The sequence below is a fragment of the Jiangella gansuensis DSM 44835 genome (genome assembly GCF_000515395.1).
GTDB classification, from domain to species: Bacteria; Actinomycetota; Actinomycetes; order Jiangellales; family Jiangellaceae; genus Jiangella; species Jiangella gansuensis.
In genome coordinates this window covers 334,960-356,298 of the sequence record NZ_KI911782.1, presented here as the reverse complement: position 1 = coordinate 356,298, position 21,339 = coordinate 334,960, and the positions used below count along the sequence as shown (strand labels likewise).

Here is a 21,339-nt window from a genome sequence, read left to right as displayed (position 1 = left end):
GATCGCTACGGTGGGACCGAAGTCCCGATGAAGAGGTGGTCGTCGTGGTCGCTGGCGCACTGATCGTCCTGCTGCTCGCACTGTTGCTCACCATCGGCGTCATCGCCGGCGGCGGTGAGTCGTTGACGGTCGAGCTCCTCGGTTCCGAAGTCACCACATCGGGCAGCGGCCTGTACTTCGCGGGTCTCGTCACTGGCATCCTCACCCTGGCAGCTCTCTGGCTGCTGCGGATCGGGCTGCGGAAGGGTTGGCGGCAGCACAAGCGCATCAAGGACCTGGAGCGGCGGGCCGACCACACCCCCGGCCCCGCCCGCGCGCCCGAGACCGGCGACGCCTCGCCGCCGGAGACCACCCACGCACCCGCTCCCGGCGCGTCACCGACCGACAAGTCCTGACCAGACCCTCCGCGCCACCTATCGGCGACGGCGACGAGGGGACCGGGGAGGAGTGGCCACGACCTGGACCCCGCGCGTCATGCGGCGCCGTCGCTGCCGACGAAGCGACGCAGGTCGTCGACGTCGGCGGCGAGACGGTTGATCGCGTCCTTCAGCGTCGCGTTCTTCCGAGCCGCCAGGCCGGACAGCACCAGGCCGCGGATCATCGCCGACACCGGCACATCGGCCGCGCGGGCCAGCTGCTCCACCTCGGCCCCGCCGGCGGGTGCCGGCGCCTCGGTCGCACCCGCCGCGGAACCAGCGACGCGACCTGCGCCGTAGCCTGACGTGGTGACATCGCCGCTGGGGTCGATTCCCGCGCCAGGGCTGGTGCTCGGCGGCATCTTCTCGCTGCAGATCGGCGCCGGTCTGGCGAAGGGCCTGTTCGACACGCTCCCGCCGACCGCCGTGGTGTTCCTTCGGCTCGCCTTTTCCGCCGTGGCGCTGATCGCCGTGACGCACCGGGCCGTGCGGCGGTCGCTGCGCACGGCCTCGCGCCGGGACGTCCTACTGGCTGTGACTTTTGGGCTGTCCCTGGCGATGATGAACATCTCGATCTACGAGTCCTTCTCCCGCATTCCGCTCGGGATTGCGGTCACCATCGAGTTCCTGGGCCCGTTGGGGGTCGCGGTCGCGTTGTCACGCCGCCGCCTCGACCTGATCTGGGTGGGGTTGGCCGCGGTCGGTGTCGTGCTGCTGGCCCGCGGCGGACGCGAGGGCATCGACCCGGTCGGGGTCGGGTTCGCCCTGCTGGCTGCCGTCGGCTGGGCGACGTACATCCTGCTCGGCGCGAAGCTCGGCCAGCGGTTCCCCGGCTCGTCCGGGCTGACCGTAGCGAGTGTCGTGGGCGCGATGGCGGTGCTGCCCATCGGACTGAGCACCGGCGGCGACAGTCTCTGGCAGGCGGACGTTCTGCTGCTGGCGGCGGGGATCGCGGTGTTGTCATCGGTGATTCCGTACTCCCTCGAACTGGAGGCGCTGCGGCGGATGCCCGCCACCGTGTTCGGCATCCTGATGAGTCTTGAGCCGGCCGTGGCGGCGCTGGTCGGGCTCGTGGTGCTGAACGAGGTGCTGCACGCGCGCGAATGGGTGGCGATCTGCCTCGTGGTGTCCGCCTGCCTCGGTGCGACCCGCCAGCCGGCGGGCCGCACCGAGACGGAGGCCTAGCTCCTGCCCGGCGGTGGTCCTGGTCCGGCGCGAGCCCGGCGGTCCTGAGCCGGCAGCCACGGCAGCGCCGACGCTGTCGCGACCCGGACCTGGACCTCGACCTCCAGGCCGTCGACGACACACTCACGCAGCACGGCCTCGTTCGCCCGCGCGATGTGTGCCGCCTCCGCGCACGGGTCCGTCGTCCCGGAGGCCAGACGGCGAGCCGCGGCGAGGGCGGCCAGGTCAGCGGCCGCGGCGGCCCGGTGCCGAGCGGTGTGGCCCGCCGCCAGGACGCCCACGCCGGTCAGTGCCGTCATGAGGACCATCACGACGAGCAGGACCAGGACCGTCCCGGCGCCGCGCTGCGAATCCCCCCGCCGCCCGCGTGACCCGAGACCGCCGGCGGAGGACCAGCACGAGCCGGCTGCCGCCTCGGCCGGACGAGGGGACGCAGTGCTCACCCCGACTCGTCCAGAGCCACCGCGCTGCCCCTCACCGTCGGGGCGGGAACGGTGTCCCCGAGCGGGCCGGGCATGGACATCCGGGCGCTGACCCGCACCGTGACCGTCCCACCGGAGCGCTGCACGTCCACGTCGGCGCCGTCCGGTGCCACCTCGGCCGCGACCTGACGGATGATCGTCGCGTCCTCGCCCCGCGCGGCCGCCCTCGCGGCCTCGCGCGCGGCATCGTCGCACCGCAGTTGTGCTGCCGCCAGGGTGACCGCCCAGACCGCACCGAGAAGCACTACCACCAGCGCCGGGAACGCCGCGGCGAGCTCGGCGGTGACCATGCCCCGTTGGGGATCCCCCCGCGCCGGGTGCGCCTTCCAGCTCATCCGCCGATCACCCCGAAGGCCCGCTCGACGACGTTGCTGAGCAGGTTTTGGATGGGCTCGCTGGTGAGCAGCTTGTACAGGATGCCGCCGAAGCCGCACGCGGCGACGGTGCCCACGGCGTACTCGGCCGTGGTCATGCCTCGCTCGCTGCGTGCCCGTCCGAGCAGCCGCCCGGCGCCGTTGGTGATCTTCGACATGGGAGGGACCTCCTGGGAAACCCCGGCGACCGGCCGGTTCGGAGCCTGCTGGGTGCGGGCTGCGACCAGGCTCGCCGCCCGGGCTCGCCGATCCCAGACCCGAATCCGGATTTGGGGACAACTCCAGTGATCTGCACGGCCTGTGGACAGCTCAGCCGGTGAACGCCCAGCCGGACCAGGCGGTGACGGTGACCATGATGACCGGGCCGCCCGGCGGATCGGAGCGGTACTGGGGGTACTTCGCGCACAGAACGGCCAGCGCGGCGTCGCGGTCCGGTCCCCCGGTGGCGACGGCGGCCCGGCCGTCGGCGCGCACCCACCACAACCGGGTCCAGTCCTCGTCGTAGAGGTCGCAGAGGACCGCCACCTTCGGGTTCTCCACGATGTTGCGCAGCCGGCGCAGGGCGAACGTCGACTTCGGTTTCCGGTCGACGGCCGTCACCAGCAGTGCCCGGCCCGCGGCGGAGTCCAGGGCGAAGGTGATGGGAACGAGGTGCGGCGACGCGTCGCGCCCCGTGGTGGCCAGATGTGCCACCCGGGCCGCGGCCATGCGTTCCTGGCATCGCTCCGGATCCAGCCGCATGCCCATCACCTGCCCGGGACGAGCGTACTCAAGGCATCAGCACACCCGAGGTGGCGACGATCGGGACCACGCCGATCAACACGAACGCCGGCAGGAAGCACAGGCCCAGCGGCGCCGCGGCCCGCGCTCCCAGCGACCGCGCCCTGGCCTCACCCGCCCACCGTGCGGCGTCCCTGGCGTCGGCCGAGATCCGCACCAGGGCCGGCGCCGGTGCCGTTCCGCGGCTCATGGCCGCGGCGAGCGCTCGGGCCAGCGGACGCGCCGCGGGTTCGGCGGCCAGCTGGGACCAGGCTCTGGACGGCTCGACACCGACGCTCGCGGCCGCTACGCCCTCGACCAGTGCGCGTCCGAGTGGCCCACCGATGGCCGTGCCGACCACGGTGGCTGCCGCGGCGGGTGGGCACCCTGCGGCCAGCGCCGACGCGATGAGGTCCGCGGCGAGCGGCAACGCAGCCACGACCCGCTCCCGGTCGCGCCGCCGAGCCGCCGGCTCGAGGCGTCCGGTGCCGTACCAGGCGGCCAGGCCGGCCCCGACGGCCACCACGGCACCCGCCACGCTACCGACCAGCGCGAAGGCGGCAGCCGCCACGGACAGGCTCGCGATCGCGCGAGTCCGCATCGAACCCGCGACTGGGCCGCCCCCGGGCCGCCGGGACCGGGCGGCGCGCCGGCCGCCCATGCCAGCCAGCGACGCGAGGCGGAGCGTTGCCGGCGCCGGGCTCAACGCGACGATCGCCGCAGCGGCGGCGCAGAGCATGGCGGCGGCTGTCACGGCTCCCACACCGATCGCACGGAGCGGGCCGCCCGGTCTACCCAGAACACTCCGGCCGCGATGAAGGCCGCTGCCGCGAGGAGGCAGATCAGTCCGTACGGGGTTGCCGTGAGGAAGGTGATGGCGCCGTCGTCGCCGGCGGAGAAGAGCAGGAGGGTGGCCACCGGGAGGCATGCCATCAACCGGGACGTCGCCCTGACCGCCGCCAGCTGGGCGCCTGCCTCACGGCGGATCGCCGCCTCGGCACGCACGGCATCGGCGACACAGATCAGCGCGGCGGACAGGCCGGCGCCGGTGCGGCCGGACACCTCCCAAGCCGCCGCGACCGCTGTCAGCGCCGCAGCACCCGGCCGGGTGGCGGCGTCGCGTAGCGCCGGGACCGGGTCACCGCCCAGCGCGGCGCGCCCGGCCACAGGACCGAACAGCTCGGGCCACTCGGCCGCCACGACCGCCAGCGCCTGACTCGGCGGCACACCGGCCGCCAGCTCACCGGCGAGTGCCAGGCACCCCTCACCGACCTGGTTCTCGCGACGCGACCGTTCGCGCCGGGCCCGGCGCCGGCGCAGCCACCACAGGGTGCCCGGGACCGCGAGCGCAGTACCCACAGCCACCACCGGCCCGGCCAGCACCCCACCGATGAGGACGGCGCCCACCACCACGAGGACCGCGACCACAGTGGGTGGCAGCCGGTACTCGGCCCGCTTCGGCGGCGGGACCCGCAACCGGCCCAGGCGAGCGCGTGCCGCGGACGTCCGGCCACCGGCCAGCAGCAGCGCCGCTGCCGCGGCCAGAACGGCGGCCACGACCGTCACGGCGCCCACCCGCCACGCGCCAGTCGGCCGGCCAGGCGCTCGAACCCGGCGCCCCGCGTGACTTCGCCGTCGTCGCCGACGCGAAGCGCCGGCACCATCTCCAGCCAGCCGGAACGCGACCGGGCGACGTCGATCTGCGCCAGCCGCCGGCGGCGGGCGGAGTCTCGTCGCAGGTGGACGACCGCATCGAGGGCCGCTCCGGCCTGCGCGTGCACGGCTTCGCGACGCAGGCCGGCGGCGATGCCCAACGCCTCCAGCCGAGCCGGGACGTCCTCGGCGGAGTTCGCGTGCAAGGTGCCGCAACCGCCCTCGTGCCCGGTGTTGAGCGCGGCCAGCAGGTCCACCACCTCCGCACCACGGACCTCGCCGACGACAATGCGGTCCGGTCGCATCCGCAGCGCCTGCCGGACCAGCACGTCGAGGCCGACACGACCAGCGCCCTCGACGTTGGCCGCGCGGGCCTCGAGGCGCACGACATGCGGATGGTCCGGCCGGAGTTCGCCGGCGTCCTCGACCAGGACCAACCGTTCGCCCGGATCGCACCGGGCGAGCAGAGCACCGAGCACGGTGGTCTTGCCGGTTCCGGTACCGCCGGTGACCAGGAACGCCAGCCGCGCCCGGACCACGCCGGTCAGCCACGGCTCCACGCCGGCCGGCACCGTTCCGGCGTCCACCAGGTCGGGCAGACCGAAGGTGCGCGCCGACGGCACTCGCAGCGATATGACCGTGCCCGCCGGCGACACGGGCGGGAGCACCGCGTGCAGCCGCGCCCCACCGGCCAGCCGCGCATCGACATAGGGCTGAGCGTCGTCGAGCCGGCGGCCCGCGCTGGCGGCCAGGCGCCCGGCGAGCCGTCGCACCGCGGCCTCGTCGCGGAAACGCACCGGAGCGCGCTGCAGCCCGTCGCCGCGGTCGACCCACACCTCGGACGGGCCGTTGACGAGCACGTCCGTGACGCCCGGCTCCCGTAGCAGCGGATCGAGCGGCCCGGCGCCGCTGATCTCGGCACGCAGCGCCTCGGTGACCTCGAGGACGGCGGAGTCGCCGAGCACGGTGCCTTCGGCTCGCAGCGCCGCCGCCACCCGGGCCGGGCTCGGCGGCTCGGCCGTCAGCGCGAGCGCCGACCGGACCCGGTCGATCATCGCGTCGTCGAGCCTCATGCCGCCCTCGTACGGTGCTCACGCAGCAGGGTGTCGAGGAGCTGCCCGCAGCCGACGACCAGTGGTCCCGTGTCGTCGAGGCCCGGCGGCTCGCCCCGGTCGAGTTGCTCGGCCAGGCGCGGCTCCGCCGCCAAATGCGTCCCGAGCGGCAGTCCGAGCGCTGCGGCCACATCGGGGCCGCTCAATCCGGACCGGGAAACGCCGCGGGTGACCACCCGGACGTCGGCGACCAGCGTGGTGAGGCCGACGGCCACCCGGCCCGCGGCGGCGACGGCACGCACTTCGGCCGGCACCACGAGCAGCACCGACGCGCACGATGCGACGGCACGCTCCGCTGCGGGATCGGGCCATCGCGGTAGATCCAGCACCACCAGGTCACACGCGCGCCGGGCGGCTGCCAGCACCGCGCTCGCGGCCTCGGGCGCCATGCTCAACAGGTCGCCGCGGTCCCATGAGAGCACGGCCAGGCCGTGCCGCCCTGGGAGCTCTGCCTGCAGTGCCCGCGCGCCCAGGCGGCCCTTGCTGCCGGCGAGGTCGGGCCAGCGCAGCCCGGTGGCGCCCTCGGCCCCGAGGACGAGGTCGAGGCCACCGCCGAGTGGGTCCAGATCGGCCAGGATGACCGACAGGCCCCGGCGGCTTGCGGTCACCGCCAGCGCCGTGGCCAGTACCGATGCTCCAGCGCCGCCACGGCCGCCGACCACACCCACCATGAGGGCCTCGTTGTTCTCGCCCTCGGCTGCGTCGGCGAACCGTCCCGCCAGCCAGGGTTCGTCGTCGGGGAAGAAGAGCACCTGCTCCGCACCCAGGGCGACCCCGCGGCGCCACACGTCGGTGTCGTCGTCACGGCGTCCGACGAGCAACACCGCCGGCCGCCTCGGCAACCCGAGCGACGCCAGGGCGCCGGCCTGGTCGTATCCGGCGACGACGAGTGGAACCGCCGCCCAGCGCGAGCGCACGGCGTCGGGCCGGTCGGCCACCTCGACCTCCACACCCGCGGCCGCCGCCAGCCGGAGCAGGTCGTCGAGCAGGTCGTCGTCGCGGGTGACGACGAGCGGACGCTCGGGTGGCGGCGCGTCGACGGCGTCGGGCCGGCGACGGGAACGGGGCACGAGGCGGGGCACGAGCACCTCCCGGGGAGCTGGATCGGACTCCCTCCACCCTTGCCGGATCGGCCTGTCCGGCGAAGGACCGCAGGACGATTTGTGGATGACGCCCCTATCCCCGACGACCTGTGGACAACCATGCGGGAACCGCCGGCAAGGCCGCGGTGAGCATCGGCGAAGGGCCCGAGAAAGAAGCACGGCCCCTGCCGGGTGGGAGGCAGGAGCCGTGCGGGACCCGGCCAGGGGGGCGGGCCGGGTCAAAAGGCGGCGGGGGGGTGCCGCCGCGAGGCATCGTGCCCACCGGGTCGAACAGCCAAACACGGTTGCCGCGAATTTCGTTCGCGTCATCGCTCCGGGTCATGATCGACGACACATTCGGCCAGCTCAGCAGCACACCAGCGGCCGGAGAAACCCGCCGAAGAAAGTACGCCGGAACGGCCGGTTGGTGCGGACCACCATATGGCTCGGTGAAGGACGACGCGCCGCCTCGCGGGTCATCGGCGGAGGACCCGCCGACGCTCGAGCCCGGACGCGAGCACATCGCGGCATCGTGCGTTCGGTCCGGCGACCCAGCGGCGGCCGATATCCTCGGTGATCGTGGACAACGACGACCGCCCCCGCACCGCGGCGTTCTTCGACCTCGACAAGACGATCATTGCGAAGTCGAGCACGCTGGCCTTCTCCAGGAGCTTCTACCAAGGCGGCCTGATCAACCGCCGAGCCGTGCTGCGCAGCGCGTACGCACAGTTCGTGTATTTGGTCGGTGGCGCGGACCACGACCAGATGGAGCGGATGCGCGAGTATCTGTCCGGGCTGGTCACCGGGTGGGATGTGCAGGTGGTCAAGGACATCGTCGCCGAGACCCTGCACACCATCGTCGACCCCATCGTCTACGACGAGGCCGTGACCCTCATCGAGGAGCACCACCTCGCCGGCCGCGACGTCGTCGTCGTCTCGTCCAGCGGTGCGGAGGTGGTCGAGCCGATCGGCGAGATGCTCGGCGCCGACAAGATCATCGCGACCCGGATGGTGGTCGGCGACGACGGTAAGTTCACCGGCGAGCTCGACTTCTACGCCTACGCCGCCAACAAGGCCGAGGCCATCCGCGACCTCGCGAAGGAGGAGGGCTACGACCTCGCCCGTTCCTACGCCTACTCCGACTCCATGACCGACCTGCCGATGCTGGAGGCGGTCGGCCACGCCTACGCGGTCAATCCTGACCGGACGCTGCGACGCACCGCGGCTGAGCACGGGTGGCCGGTCCTGGTGTTCTCGAAGCCGGTCGCGCTGCGGCAGCGGGCCTCGTCGATCCGCGACGCACCCAAGCCGGCCATCGCGGCGGCCGCCATCAGTGCTGGCGCGGCCGCGGCGGGGTTGGCCTGGTACGCAGTCCGGCGGCGCGGTCGCGGCTGACCCCGTGATCATGTTCGTTCGCGGTCGCTGAGCGTCCGTCAGGGAACATGATCATGGGAGAGCGGTCAGTCGCCGATGTCGCGGGCCAGGTTGCGGTAGTAGGTGGCTTCCTCGTCCCGGCCCAGTTCGTAGAGCACCTCGCCGAGGCGGGCGAGTGCGGGCGAGTGGCCGGCCTCGGCGGCGCGCCGGTAGAGCTTCTCGGCCGCGGCGAACTCTCCGCGCTCGACGTAGGCGTCGGCCAGGAACATCCAGTTGGAGATGGTGCCTGCCGCGGGACCGTCGGCGTCACCGGTGGGCGCGTACCGGTGCGTACCATTCCGCCGCGGAGCGGCGAGCTTCGAGCTGCTCAGAATGAGGGCGACGGAGACGACTCCGCACGCGGCCAGGATGCCCGCTGACGCCCTGGTCGAGATCTCGACGTCCATGGCTATGGCCACAATCAACGCAGCCAGCAGCACTACGACACCGGCCAGTACGAACCACATCACGTATCTGAGCCGGTTCCCCCGGTTCACCATGGCTTCCGATCATGGCCCCGATGGTCGGACCTCGCAAACGGAACGAACCGTGACCCATGCGTGCTGTGCGCAACGTCCGTGGTCAGCCACAATCTCAGAATATGGAGGCCGATCACGACCGCCCGGCGCCGATGGAGCTCGGACCGGTCCAGCCCGCCGGCCCCGCGGGGGACGGTGACGGCACGCAGCCTGCCCAGCGGCGGCGCTGGGCAACGCTCGGCGCTGCGCTGCTCGCAGGCGCCGTCATCGGGATCGTCGCCAACAACGCGCGCAACGACGCCGCCGAGTACGACGAGGCCGACCTCGTCCGCGGCACGGTCTTCGTCGAGACTGAGCCGCCGCTGGCCAGCGGCCCGCAGAGGATGACCGTCAACCTGATCAACACCGGCCCACGAGAGATCGAGATCCTCGATATCGCGATCATCGGTTTCGAGTCCGTCGACGACGTCACCGAGGAGACGGTCACCGCCGAGCCCGGGGTCTGGGTTGCGGCCCGCGCCACGGTGCGCGCCGACTGTGACACCCGGCCGCCCGGCACCATCGACGTGCGCGTCCGTACCGGATCCGGCGAGCGGACCGTCCTCATCGAGGGCCAGCCGGGCGACGATCAGCTGATCTGGGCCTGGCAGTACGGCTGCGACACGCCGCCGGAGTCGGGCGTGTTCATCGGCGACACCCGGACGGTGTCCGCCGACGCGCGCGGCGCTCACATCGTGCTGCCGATCAGCAACGGCACCGACGAGCCCATCGAGATCCTCCGGCTGGAGGGGACGACGCCCGGGTTCGCCCTGGCCACCGCGACGATGCCGATCGAGGTACCCGCCGGGCAGCTCGTCGACGTCGCCACGACGTGGACGGTGAGCGACTGCGAGGCCGCCGCCCGGTTCACCGACGCGACGGTGGCGGTGAACGTCGGCCGGGGGGACATGGAGTCGCGGATCACCCAACCCCTGGGCAATACGACCCTGATCGAGCTGGTCCGGCTGGCCGTGCGCGTCTGCGAATCGTAAAGATCTGCCCGATGCACTATCACTCGACCCCGCCGATGGCCTAGAAACGAGGTACGGACCGAAAGGTCCCCAGCACGGCGGAAGGGAACCCACGCGGCGATCCACCCATGTACGGGCAGTCGTCCCGGGTTTGCCGAGGCGACAGACGCGATGCACGCTCTGGTAACCCGTCTAGCCGTGTCAGCGGCGGCGCCCTACCTCACGCGGGGCGCCGTTCGCATGTACTCGGCGATCGTGAGCCCCGCCTCGGCGCCCCGCGCATACGCGTCGGCGCAGTGCCGGATCCATGCCGCCACCCCGTCCGGCCGACCGGTCGCGAAGGCCGCGGCAAGCGGCAGGTAGGCGCGCGCGAGCGCCAGGTGTCCCGCCTCCGGCACGCTGACGGCCTTCGTGTCGACGCCGCGAGCCACCAGCACGACCCTCTCGGCGGCCCGGGCGACGACGTCGTCGGCGCTGCCGAAGGTCCCGAGCGCCAGCAGCTCACCGTGCACGATCGCGGCCACCACCACCCCCGGAGCGGTGGTGGCCGTGCTCACCCGGAGCAACTGGTCGAGCCGCGCGGCGTCGGCCTCCGGACGGGGCCGGCCGAGGGCGTCGTCGTCGGCGACGAGGTCCCGTGCGGCGAGCACATGGAGGCGGGCCAGCGCTTGCCGCGGCGAACGCCGCCAGACGTCGGCCAGAGCCGGCACCTCCGCGGCCACACGCAGCGCACCCTGCAGGACCGGATCGTCGGCGACGGCGTCAGCGTCGCCCTCCCCGGCGGCCGGTCCGGAGTCGGCGACGGCGTCCGGCTCACCCGCCGCGAGCGCCGCCGAAGCCCGGGCCCCCTGGATCGCGGCCTGCGCCGCCACTCGTGCGGCGTCGCGGCGCATCGCCGGATGGCGCAGCAGGGCATCGATGGAGCTGCGGGAGTGGGCTGCCGCCGCACCGACTCCGGTGAGCGCCAGCACGCCGGCGAGCGGATCGTCCATGCCGCCAGCCTAGAGACCGTCACTCAGCGGCACTCGGCGAGCCGGTGTCGTCGAGAACGCCGGTGACCTGCGGGCAGGCCGTGCGTGCAGACCCAGGCCCGGGCACGCGGGTGCCCACTGCGATGGCGGGAAGGGCAACGCCGGTTAGTATTCCGCCATGTCCCGGCACGAGGTGGTCGTGCTCGCGCTGGAGGCTGTGGTCCCGCTCGATCTCAGCATCCCAGCGCAGGTCTTCGCCGACCGCCACCCGACGCCGTATCGGGTGACGGTCTGCGCGGCGACACCGGGCGACGTCGTCACCACCGCCGGCTTCTCACTTCGGGTGGCCGGTGACCTGTCGACGCTGCAGCTCGCCGACACCGTCGTCGTGCCCGGGTTCTGGCCGCATACGACATCGCCGGGCGATGCCGTCCTCGAGGCGCTGGCGGCGGCGCACCGTCGCGGGGCCCGCCTCATCTCGATCTGCACCGGAGCGTTCGCGCTGGCCGCGGCCGGCGTCCTCGACGGCCGCACCGCCACCACGCACTGGCGGTACGCCGACCAGCTCGCGGAGTTTCGCCCGAGCGTTGCCGTCAACCGCAATGCGCTGTATGTCGACGAGGGCGATGTGTTGACCTCAGCGGGTGTCGCTGCGGGCATCGACCTGTGCTTGCACGTGGTCCGCCGGGACCTCGGGTCCGGCATCGCCAACTCCATCGCACGGGACACCGTCGCCGCTCCGCACCGAGAGGGCGGGCAGTCGCAGTTCGTCGAGCGCTGGTTGCCTCCCGCGCGGGGCACATCACTGGCCGCCACTCGCGCCTGGGCCTCGACCCAACTGCACCGCCCGCTCGCGGTCGCCGACCTGGCCAGGCACGCGGGGCTGTCCGAGCGCACGCTCGGGCGCCGATTCGTGGCCGAGACCGGTGTGTCACCACTGCGGTGGCTGCTCGCGGCTCGCATCGACCTGGCTCGTGAGCTGCTGGAACGCGATGATCTGAGCATCGAGCAGATCGCCGATCGGTGCGGCTTGGGCACACCCGCCAATCTGCGCAACCATTTCCGGCGCCTGGTCGGCACGGCTCCGAGAGACTATCGGCGCATGTTCTCGTCCGGCACCTGACGGGCATCAGGGCGCCGTCTGCGGGCGGCGGGAATCTATCGATAGGTGTCCGATCAGCCACTGGAGTTCCGGGCTGCCGCACCCGACGATGTGATCGTCAACCACACCTGACCGAAGGCGGAGTACAACGTGATGGACGGGCCGGGCGAGCAGCCTCAGGCGGAGCAGGACCCGGAAGTTCCGGACATCAGGCGGCCGCGGCGAGTGACCCGGCGCGCGTTGTTCGGCACCGCCGCCGGCGTGGCCGCCGTGGCCGGTGCGGCCGGCGTTGGCGGCTACGCGGTTGGCAACGCCACCGCGGACGACGCGCCACCGGCTGAGCCCTCCCCCACAGTCGGACGAGTCACCCCCGACGGATTCCACCAGCCCGGCATCAGCACCGCGCAGCAGCAGTACGCCTGCATCGCTGCCTTCGACGTCATGGCACCGCTGCGGGACAACCTGATCGAGCTCATGCGACGGTGGACGCCACTCGCGACCGCCCTGATGAGGGGCGAGCCCGGCCCCGAACGCCCCAATCGCGATGTCGCGGACAGCGGCGTGGCCGACGACCTCGGGCCGGCCAACCTGACGATGACGTTCGGTTTCGGCCCGCGCGTTTTCGGCGAGGAGTTCGGGCTGGGAGTGACCGCCCCGACGCGGCTCGCCGAGTTGCCCGCGTTCGAGGGAGACCAGCTGGACCCGCGGTGGGTCGGCGGCGACGTCCTGGTACAGATCTGTGCGGACGATCCGACCGTGGTCGCACATGCCATCCGGGAGGCTCGCGCGCGCGTGCCCGGGATCGCCAATGCCCGATGGACCCACTACGGCTTTCTCACCGATCCTGGGGACGGCCGGACGCCGCGCAACCTGTTCGGGCAGCTCGACGGAACGGCCAATCCACGACCGGGCTCCTCGGACTTCGACGAGATCGTGTGGGCAGGCGCCGACGAACCGGACGGGATGCGGGGCGGGAGCTACCTGGTGCTCCGCAAGATCCGCATGCTGATGCCGATGTGGGATACGAGCACGGCCGCCGAGCAGAACGCCGCACTGGGCCGCGACCGGCACACCGGGGCTCCACTGTCCGGCGGCACCGAACACACTCCGCTGGATCTGACCCGTACCGGCGACGACGGCCGGCCGCTAATCGCCATGGACGCACACGTCCGGCTGGCGCATGGCGCCGTACCGATGCTCCGCCGCAGCTACAATTACGACAACGGGCTGGCGCTCCCGGCCAGCGCCGGCGTTCCGGACGAGGGCCACACCCACCCGCCGGGCACCGCGCCGCACGAGCACGGCCCCGCCCGGCCCGGCATGGGCCACTGGGACAGCGGCATGCTGTTCATGACCTATGTGCGCGATCCGTCCACCCAGTACGTGCCGCTGCAAGTCGCCCTGTCGCGTGCCGACAGGCTGCATTCGTTCCTGCAACACACTGGCAGCGCGGTCTTCGCGATTCCGGGCGCCGCTCACGATGGCGAGTTCGTCGGCCAGCGCCTGCTGACCGCCGCGACCTGAACCGTGCTCACGTGCTCGTGCTCGGGGCGGCTGAGCCGAGGCCGGCGCCGCGGATGCCGGTCAGCAGCTCGGAGCATGCCCACAGTTGACTGGCGACCACGCGGTCACGCGACCTGCGGCTCGTGCGGACCGCCATCGGATGGCCTCGGCGCTGGAGGAAACCGTCCGGACCGATGCAGGTGCCGCCGCGCACATGTGGTGCCGTGGCCGCGTAGACGATCGGCAGGATGCCCATCGCAGGGCTCTGGGCCGCGCCGCCGGCCAGGATCTTGCCCTGCAGCGAGGTGTCCCGGCGCTGGCCCTCGGTCGCGGAGACACCGGGGTGAGCCGCCACCGAGATGGCGGGCCGGCCGTCCGCGGCCAGCCGGCGCTGGAACTCGTACGCGAACAGCAGGTTGGCCAGTTTGGACTGTGCGTAGGCCAGCCACCGCTGGTAGCGGCGCTGCTCCCAGTTCAGGTCATCGTGGATGCGGCCGAGTACGTGCAGGCCGCTGGACACGGTGACGACCCGGTCGCGCACGTGATCGATCAGCAAGCCGGACAGCACGAACGGCCCGAGGTGGTTGGTGCCGATGTGCCGCTCGAACCCGTCGGCCGTGGTGCCCTGGGGCACCGCCATGACCCCCGCGTTGTTGATCAATACGTCGACGTCACGGTCGAGGCCCGCTGCGAATGCTCGTACCGACGCCAGGTCGGCGAGGTCGAGCCGGTGGACCTCGGTGTCCCCGTCGATCGTGTCCGCCACCGCCTGCGCCGCGGCCGGATCCCGGCACGCCATGATCACGGTCGCGCCGGCTCCGGCCAGCACGCGGGTGGCCGCGGCGCCGAGTCCGCTGTTGGCACCGGTGACGATCACGGTGCGGCCCCGTTGGTCAGGGATGTCCGCCGCTGTCCACCCGTTCATACCGCGCGACCGGTACGGCGGGGGTGCCGCCACTCGGCCTGAGTGTGCCCCCAGCCGGAGCGCGGCGGGCCCCATCCAGGCCGTGGCCCGTCGTACCGCCGCTGATGCCAGTGGTGGTGCCGCCGGGGACCGCCGAACAGGAACATCATGAACAGGACGAACAGCAACCACGGCGCCACCGAGACGATGAGGAACAGCAGCCCTCCCACCGCCATGAGCGCGAACGGCACCATCAGCAGCATCCAGGCGCGGGGCCGCGGCATCCCGCGCGGCGGGCCCCATCGCTGCGTGGGCTGCGGCTGCGACGACGACCGGACGGCCACCGGATGCGGCAGGTCGGTGAAGAGCTGATCGAGGTCCGCACCGAACCGGGCCGACCAGGCCTGTGCCGAGCGGTCGTCGAACTCCTCCTTGGTGATCCGCCCCGCGGCGAAGTGCTCGCCCAGCGCGGATACGGCGGCGTCCCGTTCGGCGTCGCCGACACGCAACGATCGCGACTCGGTCATGGCCGTTCCTCCTGGGCGTCGAACTCGTCCTCGTCGCCGTCGGCGAGGATGCCGTAGAGCTTGCGCCTCGTGTCGGAGAGGACGTCCCGGGCCCGGGCCTGCTGCTCCGGGCTGCCGGTGGCCAGGATCTGCCACAGCGCGGAAGCGGCCTGGCCGATCAGCGGCCGCAGGCCGTTGACGTCGTCGCCTTCCGCCGACGCCGACATGCTCTCCCAGGGCGCGGACACCTCCGCGACGTGCTCGGCGACGTACTCCTCGCCCTGCGGCGTCAGCCGGAACACGCGCCGGCCGCCGTCGTCCTCGGCACGCACGAGGCCCTCGTCCTCGAGTTGCTGCAGGGTCGGGTAGATGGAGCCGGGGCTGGGCTTCCACGCGCCGCCGCTGCGCTCGGCGATCTCCTGGATGATCTGGTAGCCGTTCATCGGCTGGTCGGCGAGCACGCCCAGGATGGCGGCCCGCACATCGCCGCGCCGAGCCTTCGGCCCCCGCCGCGCGGCCCACGGCGGGCCGCCCCAGGGGCCCCCGCCCCACGGTGGGCCGCCCCACGACCCATGCCCACTGCCGAACATGGCCCACGGGCCGAAACCGTGAGCTCCTCGCTTGCCGGTCATCATCTGCCGTCGCCTCCCCGACCTCCTGAGCGATCATCGAACGCTCGCGATACGAACACGATATATCGCGAGTGCTCGGGCGGCAAGGGTAGATACATTCGGAATGTGGTGACCGACGACAACCGGCTCCTGGCGGCGTCGTTCGGCGGCGTCGCCGGCATCTACGAGCGCACCCGTCCGGACTATCCGGCCGCCGCGGTGGCCTGGCTGACCGGTGAGCATCCCCGGCGGGTGCTCGACCTCGCCGCCGGCACCGGAAAACTCACCCGTTCCCTGGTGGCGGCCGGCCACGACGTCGTCGCGGTCGACCCGTCCGAGCCGATGCTGGTCCAGCTGCGCGCCGCCCTACCCGGCGTGGACGCGCGGGTGGGGTCGGCCGAAGCGGTCCCGCTCGCCGACGCCTCGATCGATGTCGTCACCGTCGCCCAGGCCTTTCACTGGTTCGACCCGGCCGCGGCGCCGCCGGAGATCGCCCGGGTACTGCGGCCGGGTGGCCGGCTGGGCCTGGTGTGGAACATGCCCGACACGTCGACGCCCTGGACCGACGAGCTGTGGCGCGCCATCAACGCCAACGAGCCCCGCACGGTCGAGCGCCCCGAGCTGCCCGAGCCGTTCGAACCGATGGAGTCGCGGACGTTCACGCATTCGCAGCGGCTGGACCGCGACGGCCTGCTCGGGCTGGTGTCCTCACGCTCGTACGTCGCCGTCCTGGCGCCGGCCGAGCGGGACCGACTGCTGGTCCGGGTGGGCGCCCTGTACGACCGCGTCGCCGGCACCGACGGCCTGACCATGCCGTACGTCACCCACTGCTTCCGGTCGAACCGGAGCTGAGGTGACCACGACGCGGAGGCGGGCTTCGCGTCGGCCACCCGGTAAGGTTAGCCTCTGCTCATAGCGGGACGATCCGCAGCAGGAGAGGCCACCCACGTTGTCCGTACCCACCGACCGGCTGTCCGCCGAGCGGCCGTCCCCGGACGGCGCGCCCCCGTCGGGCGGCTCCGGCCTGGACGGAGCCCCCGGCTCGGCCGGCGACGCCGGCCGGGCCGCCGCCGGGCTGGCCCGTTCGACCACGGCCCGGCTGCTGTGGCTCGGCGTCGCCGTCGCCGTGCTGGCACTGACGTGCCTGGCCAGCATCGCCATCGGGGCCAAGTACATCCCGCTCGGTGACGTCATCGCGGCGCTCTTCGACTCCGGCGACCCGAACAACCAGGTCATCGTCGGCGACATGCGCGTCAACCGGACCATCCTCGGCGTGATCTGCGGCGTCTCGCTCGGCCTCGCCGGCGCCGTCATGCAGGCACTCACCCGCAACCCGCTGGCCGACCCCGGCATCCTGGGGGTCAACGCCGGCGCGTCGTTCGGCATCGTCCTCGGCGTCTCCCTGTTCGGCGCCATGAGCCTGTACGGCTACATCTGGTTCGCGTTCGCCGGCGCGGCGGTGGCCAGCGTCGTCGTCTACGCCCTGGCCACCGTGGGCCGCGGTCAGGCGTCGCCGGTGCGGCTGGCCCTGTCCGGCATCGCCTTCGCCGCCGTCCTGACCGGCTTCACCCAGGCGTTGATCATCATGGACAGCGAGGTCCTCGACGTCTACCGGTTCTGGCAGGTCGGATCGCTGGCCGGCCGCAACGGCGAGACCATCGGCTCGGTACTGCCGTTCGTGGTGGTCGGGGTGGTCCTCGCGCTCGGGCTCGCGCGGGCTCTGGACGCCATGGCGCTGGGCGACGACACCGCGTCCGCGCTCGGCGCCAACGTCCTGCTGACCCGGCTGGTCGGCGTGGTCTCCGTGACGCTACTGTGCGGCGCCGCGACGGCGGCCATCGGGCCGGTCGCCTTCGTCGGGCTCATGGTCCCGCACATCGTCCGGGCCTTCACCGGGCCGGACCAACGCTGGATCCTGCCGTTCTCGCTGGTCGTCGCCCCGATCCTGATGCTGGCATCCGACGTCGTCGGCCGGGTGGTGTTGAGCACCGGTGAGTTGCAGGTCGGGGTCGTCACCACCGTCATCGGCGGTCCCGTCCTCATCGCCCTCGTGCGCCGGCGCCGGATGGTCGCCACATGAGCCGCATCACCGTCGAGCCCACCGGGCTCTCCCCGACCAGCTATGCGCTGCGTGACGGCGACGACCGCTGGTCGGTCCGGTTCGACCGCCGCGTGGTCATCGTGTCGATGCTGCTCGGGCTGGTCCTCATCGCGGTCTTCCTGGCCTCGCTCGCGGTCGGTGACTACCAGATCGGGCCGGCCGACGTCGTCCGAACCCTCTTCGGCAGCCCACCGGATCCGCTCGCCGACTTCATCGTCAACGGCCGGCGGCTACCCCGGGTCCTGGTCGCCTTCCTCGTCGGCGGCGCGCTCGGCGCGTCCGGTGCGGTGTTCCAGAGCCTGTCCCGCAACCCGCTGGGCAGCCCGGACGTCATCGGGTTCACCTCCGGCGCCTCGGCCGGCGCGGTCTTCGTCATCCTCGTCGCCGGCGGCACCATGGCGCAGGTGGCGGCCGGTGCCGTCCTCGGAGGCCTGGCCACCGCCATCGCGGTCTATCTGCTGGCGTACAAGCGCGGCGTGCAGGGCTTCCGGCTGATCCTGGTCGGCATCGCGGCCGGCGCCATGCTCACCTCCGCCGTCTCCTACATGCTCATGCGGGCCGAGCTGATCCAGGCCGCCGGCGCGCAGGTGTGGCTGACCGGGTCGCTGAACACCCGAGCCTGGGACCACGTCGTGGCGGTCGCCATCGGTGTCGTCCTGGTCGTCCCAGCCCTGCTCGCGCTGTCGCGGCCGATGCGCATGATCGAGATGGGCGACGACGCGGCCACCGGCCTCGGCGTCAGTGCCGAGCGGACCCGCCTGGGCATGCTCATCGCAGCGACGATCCTGGCCGCGATCTCCGTCGCCGCGGCCGGGCCGATCTCGTTCATCGCGCTGTCGGCACCGCACCTGGCCCGGCGGCTGACCCGGGCACCCGGTGCCGCTGTCGGCGCGGCTGCGCTCATGGGCGCGGCGCTGCTGGGCGTCAGTGACCTCGTCGCCCAATGGGTCCTCCCGACGCCGCTGCCGGTCGGCGTGGTCACGGTCTGCGTCGGCGGTCTCTACCTCGTCTGGCTCCTCGCGCGTGAAGGGCGGCGCAACCATGTCTGAGTCCCGGCTGCACGGCACCGAGCTGACGCTCGCCTACGACGAGCGGACGATCTCCCGCGACCTGTCGGTGTCGATCCCGGACGGATCCTTCACGGTGATCGTCGGCCCCAACGCGTGCGGCAAGTCGACGCTGCTGCGGGCGCTGGCCCGGATGCTGAAGCCGTCCGCCGGCGCCGTGCACCTCGACGGTCAGCTCATCACGCGCTACTCGACGAAGGAGGCCGCCCGGCGGCTGGGGCTGCTGCCGCAGTCGTCCATCGCGCCCGACGGCATCACCGTCGGCGACCTCGTGTCCCGCGGGCGCTACCCGCACCAGCGGATGTTCCGGCAATGGTCCCAGGCCGACACCGCGGCGGTCGCCGAGGCGATGGCCAGCACCGGCGTCGTCGACCTTCGGCACCGCCGGGTCGACGAGCTCTCCGGCGGGCAGCGGCAGCGGGTCTGGCTGGCCATGGTGCTCGCGCAGGAGACGCCGATCCTGCTGCTGGACGAGCCGACAACGTTCCTCGACATCGCCCACCAGATCGAGGTACTGGATCTCTGCCACGACCTGCACGTCACGCACGGGCGCACCCTGGTGGCGGTGCTGCACGACCTCAACCACGCGTGCCGCTACGCCACCCACCTGATCGCGATGCGCGACGGGGAGATCGTCGCCGAGGGACGCCCCGGCGACATCGTCGACGAGCGCCTGGTCCACGACGTGTTCGGACTGTCGTGCCGCATCATCGACGACCCCGAGACCGGCACCCCGCTGGTCATCCCGGCCGCCCGGCAGGCTGTCGCCGTCCCTCGTTGACGCCGATGGCCTAGGGTCCGAGCATGAGCTCGCCGGTCGTGGTGTTCGTCGCCGCGGTGATCGTGGTCGCGCTCGCCGCGGTCCTGCTGACCCGGCTGGTCCGCTCCCGCCTGGTGCTGGGCAGCACTGAGGATCAGACCACCTACCGCATCCTGCACACCACCAGCCTGGCCTCTCCGGAACTGCGGGCCGGCCTCACCGCCGGCGCAGACAAGGCCGTACGGCACCTGCGCGAACTGCTGGCCACTCCGGCCCTGGCGCTCACCGACGGCGACGACGTCGTCACGTGGGACGGCGCCGGCGGGGGCGTGCATGTCCACGACGTGCGCCGGCACGCCGCCCGCGCCCTGGACGGCGGCTACACCGACGTCCTCGGTCCCGACGTCGTGGAGTGCGACCGGCTCGACTGCCCGGTCCGGAACGCGGTCGCCGCGGCACTCACCACCGAGGAGCGCGTGGTCGGCGCGCTGATCGCCTACACGTCGGCGCGGCCGTCCGCCGGGCTCGTCCGGGCGGTCGAGGAGGTCGCCCGGTTCGTGTCCGGGCAGCTGGAGCTGGCCGAGTTCGACCGTGAGCGCGCGAAGCTGGCCGAGGCCGAGATCCGCGCGCTGCGGGCGCAGATCTCGCCGCACTTCATCTACAACGCGCTCGGCGCCATCGCCTCCTACGTGCGCACCGATCCCGAGCATGCCCGTGACCTGCTCCTGGAGTTCGCCGACTTCACGCGGTACTCCTTCCGCCGGCACGGTGACTTCACGACGCTCGCCGAGGAGCTGCGCTCGATCGAGCGTTACCTGATGCTGGAGAAGGCACGCTTCGGCGACCGCCTCTCGGTCACGCTGCGGGTAGCGCCCGAGGTGCTACCGGTGGCCGTGCCGTTCCTGTGCCTGCAGCCGCTGGTCGAGAACGCCGTGCGGCACGGGTTGGAGGGCCGCACCAGCCCCGGCCACGTCACCATCCTCGCCGAGGACGCCGGCAACGAGGCGCTCATCAGCATCGACGACGACGGCGTCGGCATGGAGCCGGAGCTGGCCCGCACCCTGCTGGGCGGCGACAGCCCCACCGACAGCGTCGGCATCGCGAACGTCGACGAACGGCTGCGCGCGGTCTTCGGTGACGACTACGGCCTGGTCATCGAGACCGCCACCGGTGCCGGGACCAAGGTCAGCCTGCGGGTCCCGAAGTACCGGCCCGGCGTCCACGCGACGTGAGCGCGTACGGTTGATTGGTGCCGTGCGTATGACGTAACGTATACGCATGTCCGTCGAGGAGCGCCCCGCCAAGAGCGAGATCTGGCAGGCCCGCATCCCGGCCCAGCTAGCCCGGGATCTGGAGAAGGACGCTGAGATACTGGGCCTGGTGGGTCGTAGCGAGATCGTCCGCGAGGCCCTCACCCGATTGCACAGGCAGGCTGCCGAGCAGCGAATGGCGGACGAGATCGCCGAGTACTACGGCGGCAAGGAAGCCCCCTTGCCGGACGGCGTCGCCCGGTGACCGTGGGGTGGCCACCACTTCGAGGTGAGGTCTGGGAGGTCGACATCCCCGCCGTCGGCGAACACCCTTCGGTCGTACTGTCGACCAACCCACCCAACGCGCGCCTCGGCCACATCATGATCACGGTCGTGACCGGCACTGCGGGGCCTGTCGTCACGCACGTCCCGCTGGGCACCGATGCCGGACTGACCCGCTACGCCGAGTCGTACGCCAACGCCACCGATCTGCACTCGGTCAACAAGGAACGGTTCATCGAACGGCGGGGGCTCTGTTCCCAGGACGAGCTGGCCCGCATCGAGAGCCTGGTCCGGGTGTACCTGGGCCTGTAGCCTCA

At 72.5% G+C, this 21,339-nt stretch carries 27 protein-coding genes; 13 read left to right on the top strand and 14 right to left on the bottom strand.

All coding sequences use genetic code 11. The features are described 5' to 3' along the window. Positions 1-44: 44 nt before the first annotated feature. Positions 45-395, top strand: a complete 351-nt coding sequence (locus tag JIAGA_RS0101865) for a hypothetical protein (RefSeq protein ID WP_157552562.1) — start codon at positions 45-47, stop codon at positions 393-395. 77 nt (positions 396-472) lie between these two features. Here the strand turns inward: JIAGA_RS0101865 and JIAGA_RS34210 are convergent, their stop codons facing one another. Next, positions 473-643 carry a hypothetical protein gene (locus JIAGA_RS34210; RefSeq protein WP_157552559.1) on the bottom strand — a complete coding sequence of 57 codons (171 nt, stop codon included), beginning with the start codon at positions 641-643 and terminating at the stop codon, positions 473-475. 82 nt (positions 644-725) lie between these two features. Between JIAGA_RS34210 and JIAGA_RS26945 the strand changes: the two genes are divergently transcribed. Next, positions 726-1,601, top strand: coding sequence for an EamA family transporter (locus JIAGA_RS26945; RefSeq protein WP_211239467.1), 876 nt, complete (start codon positions 726-728; stop codon positions 1,599-1,601). On the opposite strand, the gene JIAGA_RS32675 is transcribed toward JIAGA_RS26945, so the two are convergent. The 8 genes from JIAGA_RS32675 to ssd all read right to left on the bottom strand — a co-directional run bounded on the left by JIAGA_RS32675 (position 1,598) and on the right by ssd (position 7,063). Then, on the bottom strand, positions 1,598-2,044 hold the full coding sequence (locus JIAGA_RS32675) for an Rv3654c family TadE-like protein (protein ID WP_051425562.1): 447 nt from the start codon (positions 2,042-2,044) through the stop codon (positions 1,598-1,600). The genes JIAGA_RS26945 and JIAGA_RS32675 overlap by 4 nt on opposite strands. Further along, positions 2,041-2,418 (bottom strand): TadE family type IV pilus minor pilin, encoded by a 378-nt coding sequence (locus JIAGA_RS0101845; RefSeq protein ID WP_051425561.1) that lies wholly within the window; start codon positions 2,416-2,418, stop codon positions 2,041-2,043. The genes JIAGA_RS32675 and JIAGA_RS0101845 overlap by 4 nt, the downstream gene beginning before the upstream one ends. Beyond that, a complete protein-coding gene (locus JIAGA_RS26935; RefSeq protein WP_035811966.1) occupies positions 2,415-2,615 on the bottom strand; it encodes a DUF4244 domain-containing protein in 201 nt (66 codons plus the stop codon). The genes JIAGA_RS0101845 and JIAGA_RS26935 overlap by 4 nt, the downstream gene beginning before the upstream one ends. Positions 2,616-2,766: 151 nt before the next feature. Beyond that, positions 2,767-3,198 carry a TIGR03668 family PPOX class F420-dependent oxidoreductase gene (locus JIAGA_RS0101835; protein WP_026874349.1) on the bottom strand — a complete coding sequence of 144 codons (432 nt, stop codon included), beginning with the start codon at positions 3,196-3,198 and terminating at the stop codon, positions 2,767-2,769. Positions 3,199-3,226: 28 nt separating this feature from the next. Beyond that, a complete protein-coding gene (locus tag JIAGA_RS26930) occupies positions 3,227-3,970 on the bottom strand; it encodes a type II secretion system F family protein (protein WP_026874348.1) in 744 nt (247 codons plus the stop codon). After that, positions 3,967-4,782 carry a type II secretion system F family protein gene (locus JIAGA_RS32670; protein WP_169738797.1) on the bottom strand — a complete coding sequence of 272 codons (816 nt, stop codon included), beginning with the start codon at positions 4,780-4,782 and terminating at the stop codon, positions 3,967-3,969. The genes JIAGA_RS26930 and JIAGA_RS32670 overlap by 4 nt, the downstream gene beginning before the upstream one ends. Further along, a complete protein-coding gene (locus JIAGA_RS26920; protein WP_035811964.1) occupies positions 4,779-5,942 on the bottom strand; it encodes a TadA family conjugal transfer-associated ATPase in 1,164 nt (387 codons plus the stop codon). Before JIAGA_RS26920 ends, JIAGA_RS32670 begins: the two co-directional genes overlap by 4 nt. Beyond that, on the bottom strand, positions 5,939-7,063 hold the full coding sequence (ssd, locus tag JIAGA_RS26915) for a septum site-determining protein Ssd (protein ID WP_211239466.1): 1,125 nt from the start codon (positions 7,061-7,063) through the stop codon (positions 5,939-5,941). The genes JIAGA_RS26920 and ssd overlap by 4 nt, the downstream gene beginning before the upstream one ends. 579 nt (positions 7,064-7,642) lie before the next feature. Between ssd and JIAGA_RS0101810 the strand changes: the two genes are divergently transcribed. Then, on the top strand, positions 7,643-8,458 hold the full coding sequence (locus tag JIAGA_RS0101810) for an HAD family hydrolase (RefSeq protein ID WP_245597098.1): 816 nt from the start codon (positions 7,643-7,645) through the stop codon (positions 8,456-8,458). A gap of 65 nt (positions 8,459-8,523) precedes the next feature. Here JIAGA_RS0101810 and JIAGA_RS0101805 read toward each other — a convergent pair whose 3' ends face one another. After that, on the bottom strand, positions 8,524-8,976 hold the full coding sequence (locus JIAGA_RS0101805; protein WP_026874346.1) for a tetratricopeptide repeat protein: 453 nt from the start codon (positions 8,974-8,976) through the stop codon (positions 8,524-8,526). Between the two features lie 101 nt (positions 8,977-9,077). Here JIAGA_RS0101805 and JIAGA_RS0101800 point away from each other — a divergent pair, with 101 nt between their 5' ends. Next, a complete protein-coding gene (locus JIAGA_RS0101800) occupies positions 9,078-9,986 on the top strand; it encodes a hypothetical protein (RefSeq protein ID WP_026874345.1) in 909 nt (302 codons plus the stop codon). A 194-nt stretch (positions 9,987-10,180) separates the two neighbouring features. Here the strand turns inward: JIAGA_RS0101800 and JIAGA_RS0101795 are convergent, their stop codons facing one another. Then, the gene (locus tag JIAGA_RS0101795) at positions 10,181-10,957 is read right to left on the bottom strand and encodes a hypothetical protein (protein ID WP_026874344.1); all 777 of its coding nucleotides are present in this window, start codon (positions 10,955-10,957) and stop codon (positions 10,181-10,183) included. 157 nt (positions 10,958-11,114) lie between these two features. On the opposite strand from JIAGA_RS0101795, the gene JIAGA_RS0101790 reads away from it, so the two are divergent. Further along, on the top strand, positions 11,115-12,059 hold the full coding sequence (locus JIAGA_RS0101790; RefSeq protein WP_026874343.1) for a helix-turn-helix domain-containing protein: 945 nt from the start codon (positions 11,115-11,117) through the stop codon (positions 12,057-12,059). A gap of 132 nt (positions 12,060-12,191) precedes the next feature. Continuing rightward, positions 12,192-13,562 (top strand): Dyp-type peroxidase, encoded by a 1,371-nt coding sequence (locus tag JIAGA_RS0101785; RefSeq protein ID WP_051425558.1) that lies wholly within the window; start codon positions 12,192-12,194, stop codon positions 13,560-13,562. Between the two features lie 7 nt (positions 13,563-13,569). Here JIAGA_RS0101785 and JIAGA_RS26910 read toward each other — a convergent pair whose 3' ends face one another. The 3 genes from JIAGA_RS26910 to JIAGA_RS26900 are packed head-to-tail and all read right to left on the bottom strand — an operon-like array spanning position 13,570 to position 15,433. After that, the gene (locus tag JIAGA_RS26910; protein ID WP_051425557.1) at positions 13,570-14,466 is read right to left on the bottom strand and encodes an oxidoreductase; all 897 of its coding nucleotides are present in this window, start codon (positions 14,464-14,466) and stop codon (positions 13,570-13,572) included. Next, entirely contained in the window at positions 14,463-14,972 is a 510-nt protein-coding gene (locus tag JIAGA_RS32665) for a DUF1707 SHOCT-like domain-containing protein (RefSeq protein WP_051425556.1), read from the bottom strand. Before JIAGA_RS32665 ends, JIAGA_RS26910 begins: the two co-directional genes overlap by 4 nt. After that, positions 14,969-15,433 carry a PadR family transcriptional regulator gene (locus JIAGA_RS26900; protein WP_051425555.1) on the bottom strand — a complete coding sequence of 155 codons (465 nt, stop codon included), beginning with the start codon at positions 15,431-15,433 and terminating at the stop codon, positions 14,969-14,971. Before JIAGA_RS26900 ends, JIAGA_RS32665 begins: the two co-directional genes overlap by 4 nt. A 258-nt stretch (positions 15,434-15,691) precedes the next feature. On the opposite strand from JIAGA_RS26900, the gene JIAGA_RS0101765 reads away from it, so the two are divergent. The 7 genes from JIAGA_RS0101765 to JIAGA_RS0101735 all read left to right on the top strand — a co-directional run bounded on the left by JIAGA_RS0101765 (position 15,692) and on the right by JIAGA_RS0101735 (position 21,334). Further along, positions 15,692-16,414 carry a methyltransferase domain-containing protein gene (locus JIAGA_RS0101765; protein ID WP_026874341.1) on the top strand — a complete coding sequence of 241 codons (723 nt, stop codon included), beginning with the start codon at positions 15,692-15,694 and terminating at the stop codon, positions 16,412-16,414. Positions 16,415-16,637: 223 nt separating this feature from the next. Then, positions 16,638-17,642, top strand: a complete 1,005-nt coding sequence (locus JIAGA_RS0101760; RefSeq protein ID WP_342673678.1) for an iron chelate uptake ABC transporter family permease subunit — start codon at positions 16,638-16,640, stop codon at positions 17,640-17,642. Continuing rightward, entirely contained in the window at positions 17,639-18,712 is a 1,074-nt protein-coding gene (locus tag JIAGA_RS0101755) for a FecCD family ABC transporter permease (RefSeq protein WP_084469397.1), read from the top strand. Before JIAGA_RS0101760 ends, JIAGA_RS0101755 begins: the two co-directional genes overlap by 4 nt. Then, positions 18,705-19,511, top strand: a complete 807-nt coding sequence (locus JIAGA_RS0101750; protein ID WP_026874338.1) for an ABC transporter ATP-binding protein — start codon at positions 18,705-18,707, stop codon at positions 19,509-19,511. Before JIAGA_RS0101755 ends, JIAGA_RS0101750 begins: the two co-directional genes overlap by 8 nt. A gap of 23 nt (positions 19,512-19,534) precedes the next feature. After that, the gene (locus tag JIAGA_RS0101745) at positions 19,535-20,722 is read left to right on the top strand and encodes a sensor histidine kinase (RefSeq protein ID WP_026874337.1); all 1,188 of its coding nucleotides are present in this window, start codon (positions 19,535-19,537) and stop codon (positions 20,720-20,722) included. A 46-nt stretch (positions 20,723-20,768) separates the two neighbouring features. Further along, complete coding sequence (locus JIAGA_RS0101740; protein ID WP_026874336.1) at positions 20,769-21,005, top strand: ribbon-helix-helix protein, CopG family; 237 nt, start codon at positions 20,769-20,771, stop codon at positions 21,003-21,005. Continuing rightward, complete coding sequence (locus JIAGA_RS0101735) at positions 21,002-21,334, top strand: type II toxin-antitoxin system PemK/MazF family toxin (protein ID WP_026874335.1); 333 nt, start codon at positions 21,002-21,004, stop codon at positions 21,332-21,334. Before JIAGA_RS0101740 ends, JIAGA_RS0101735 begins: the two co-directional genes overlap by 4 nt. Positions 21,335-21,339: the final 5 nt, after the last annotated feature.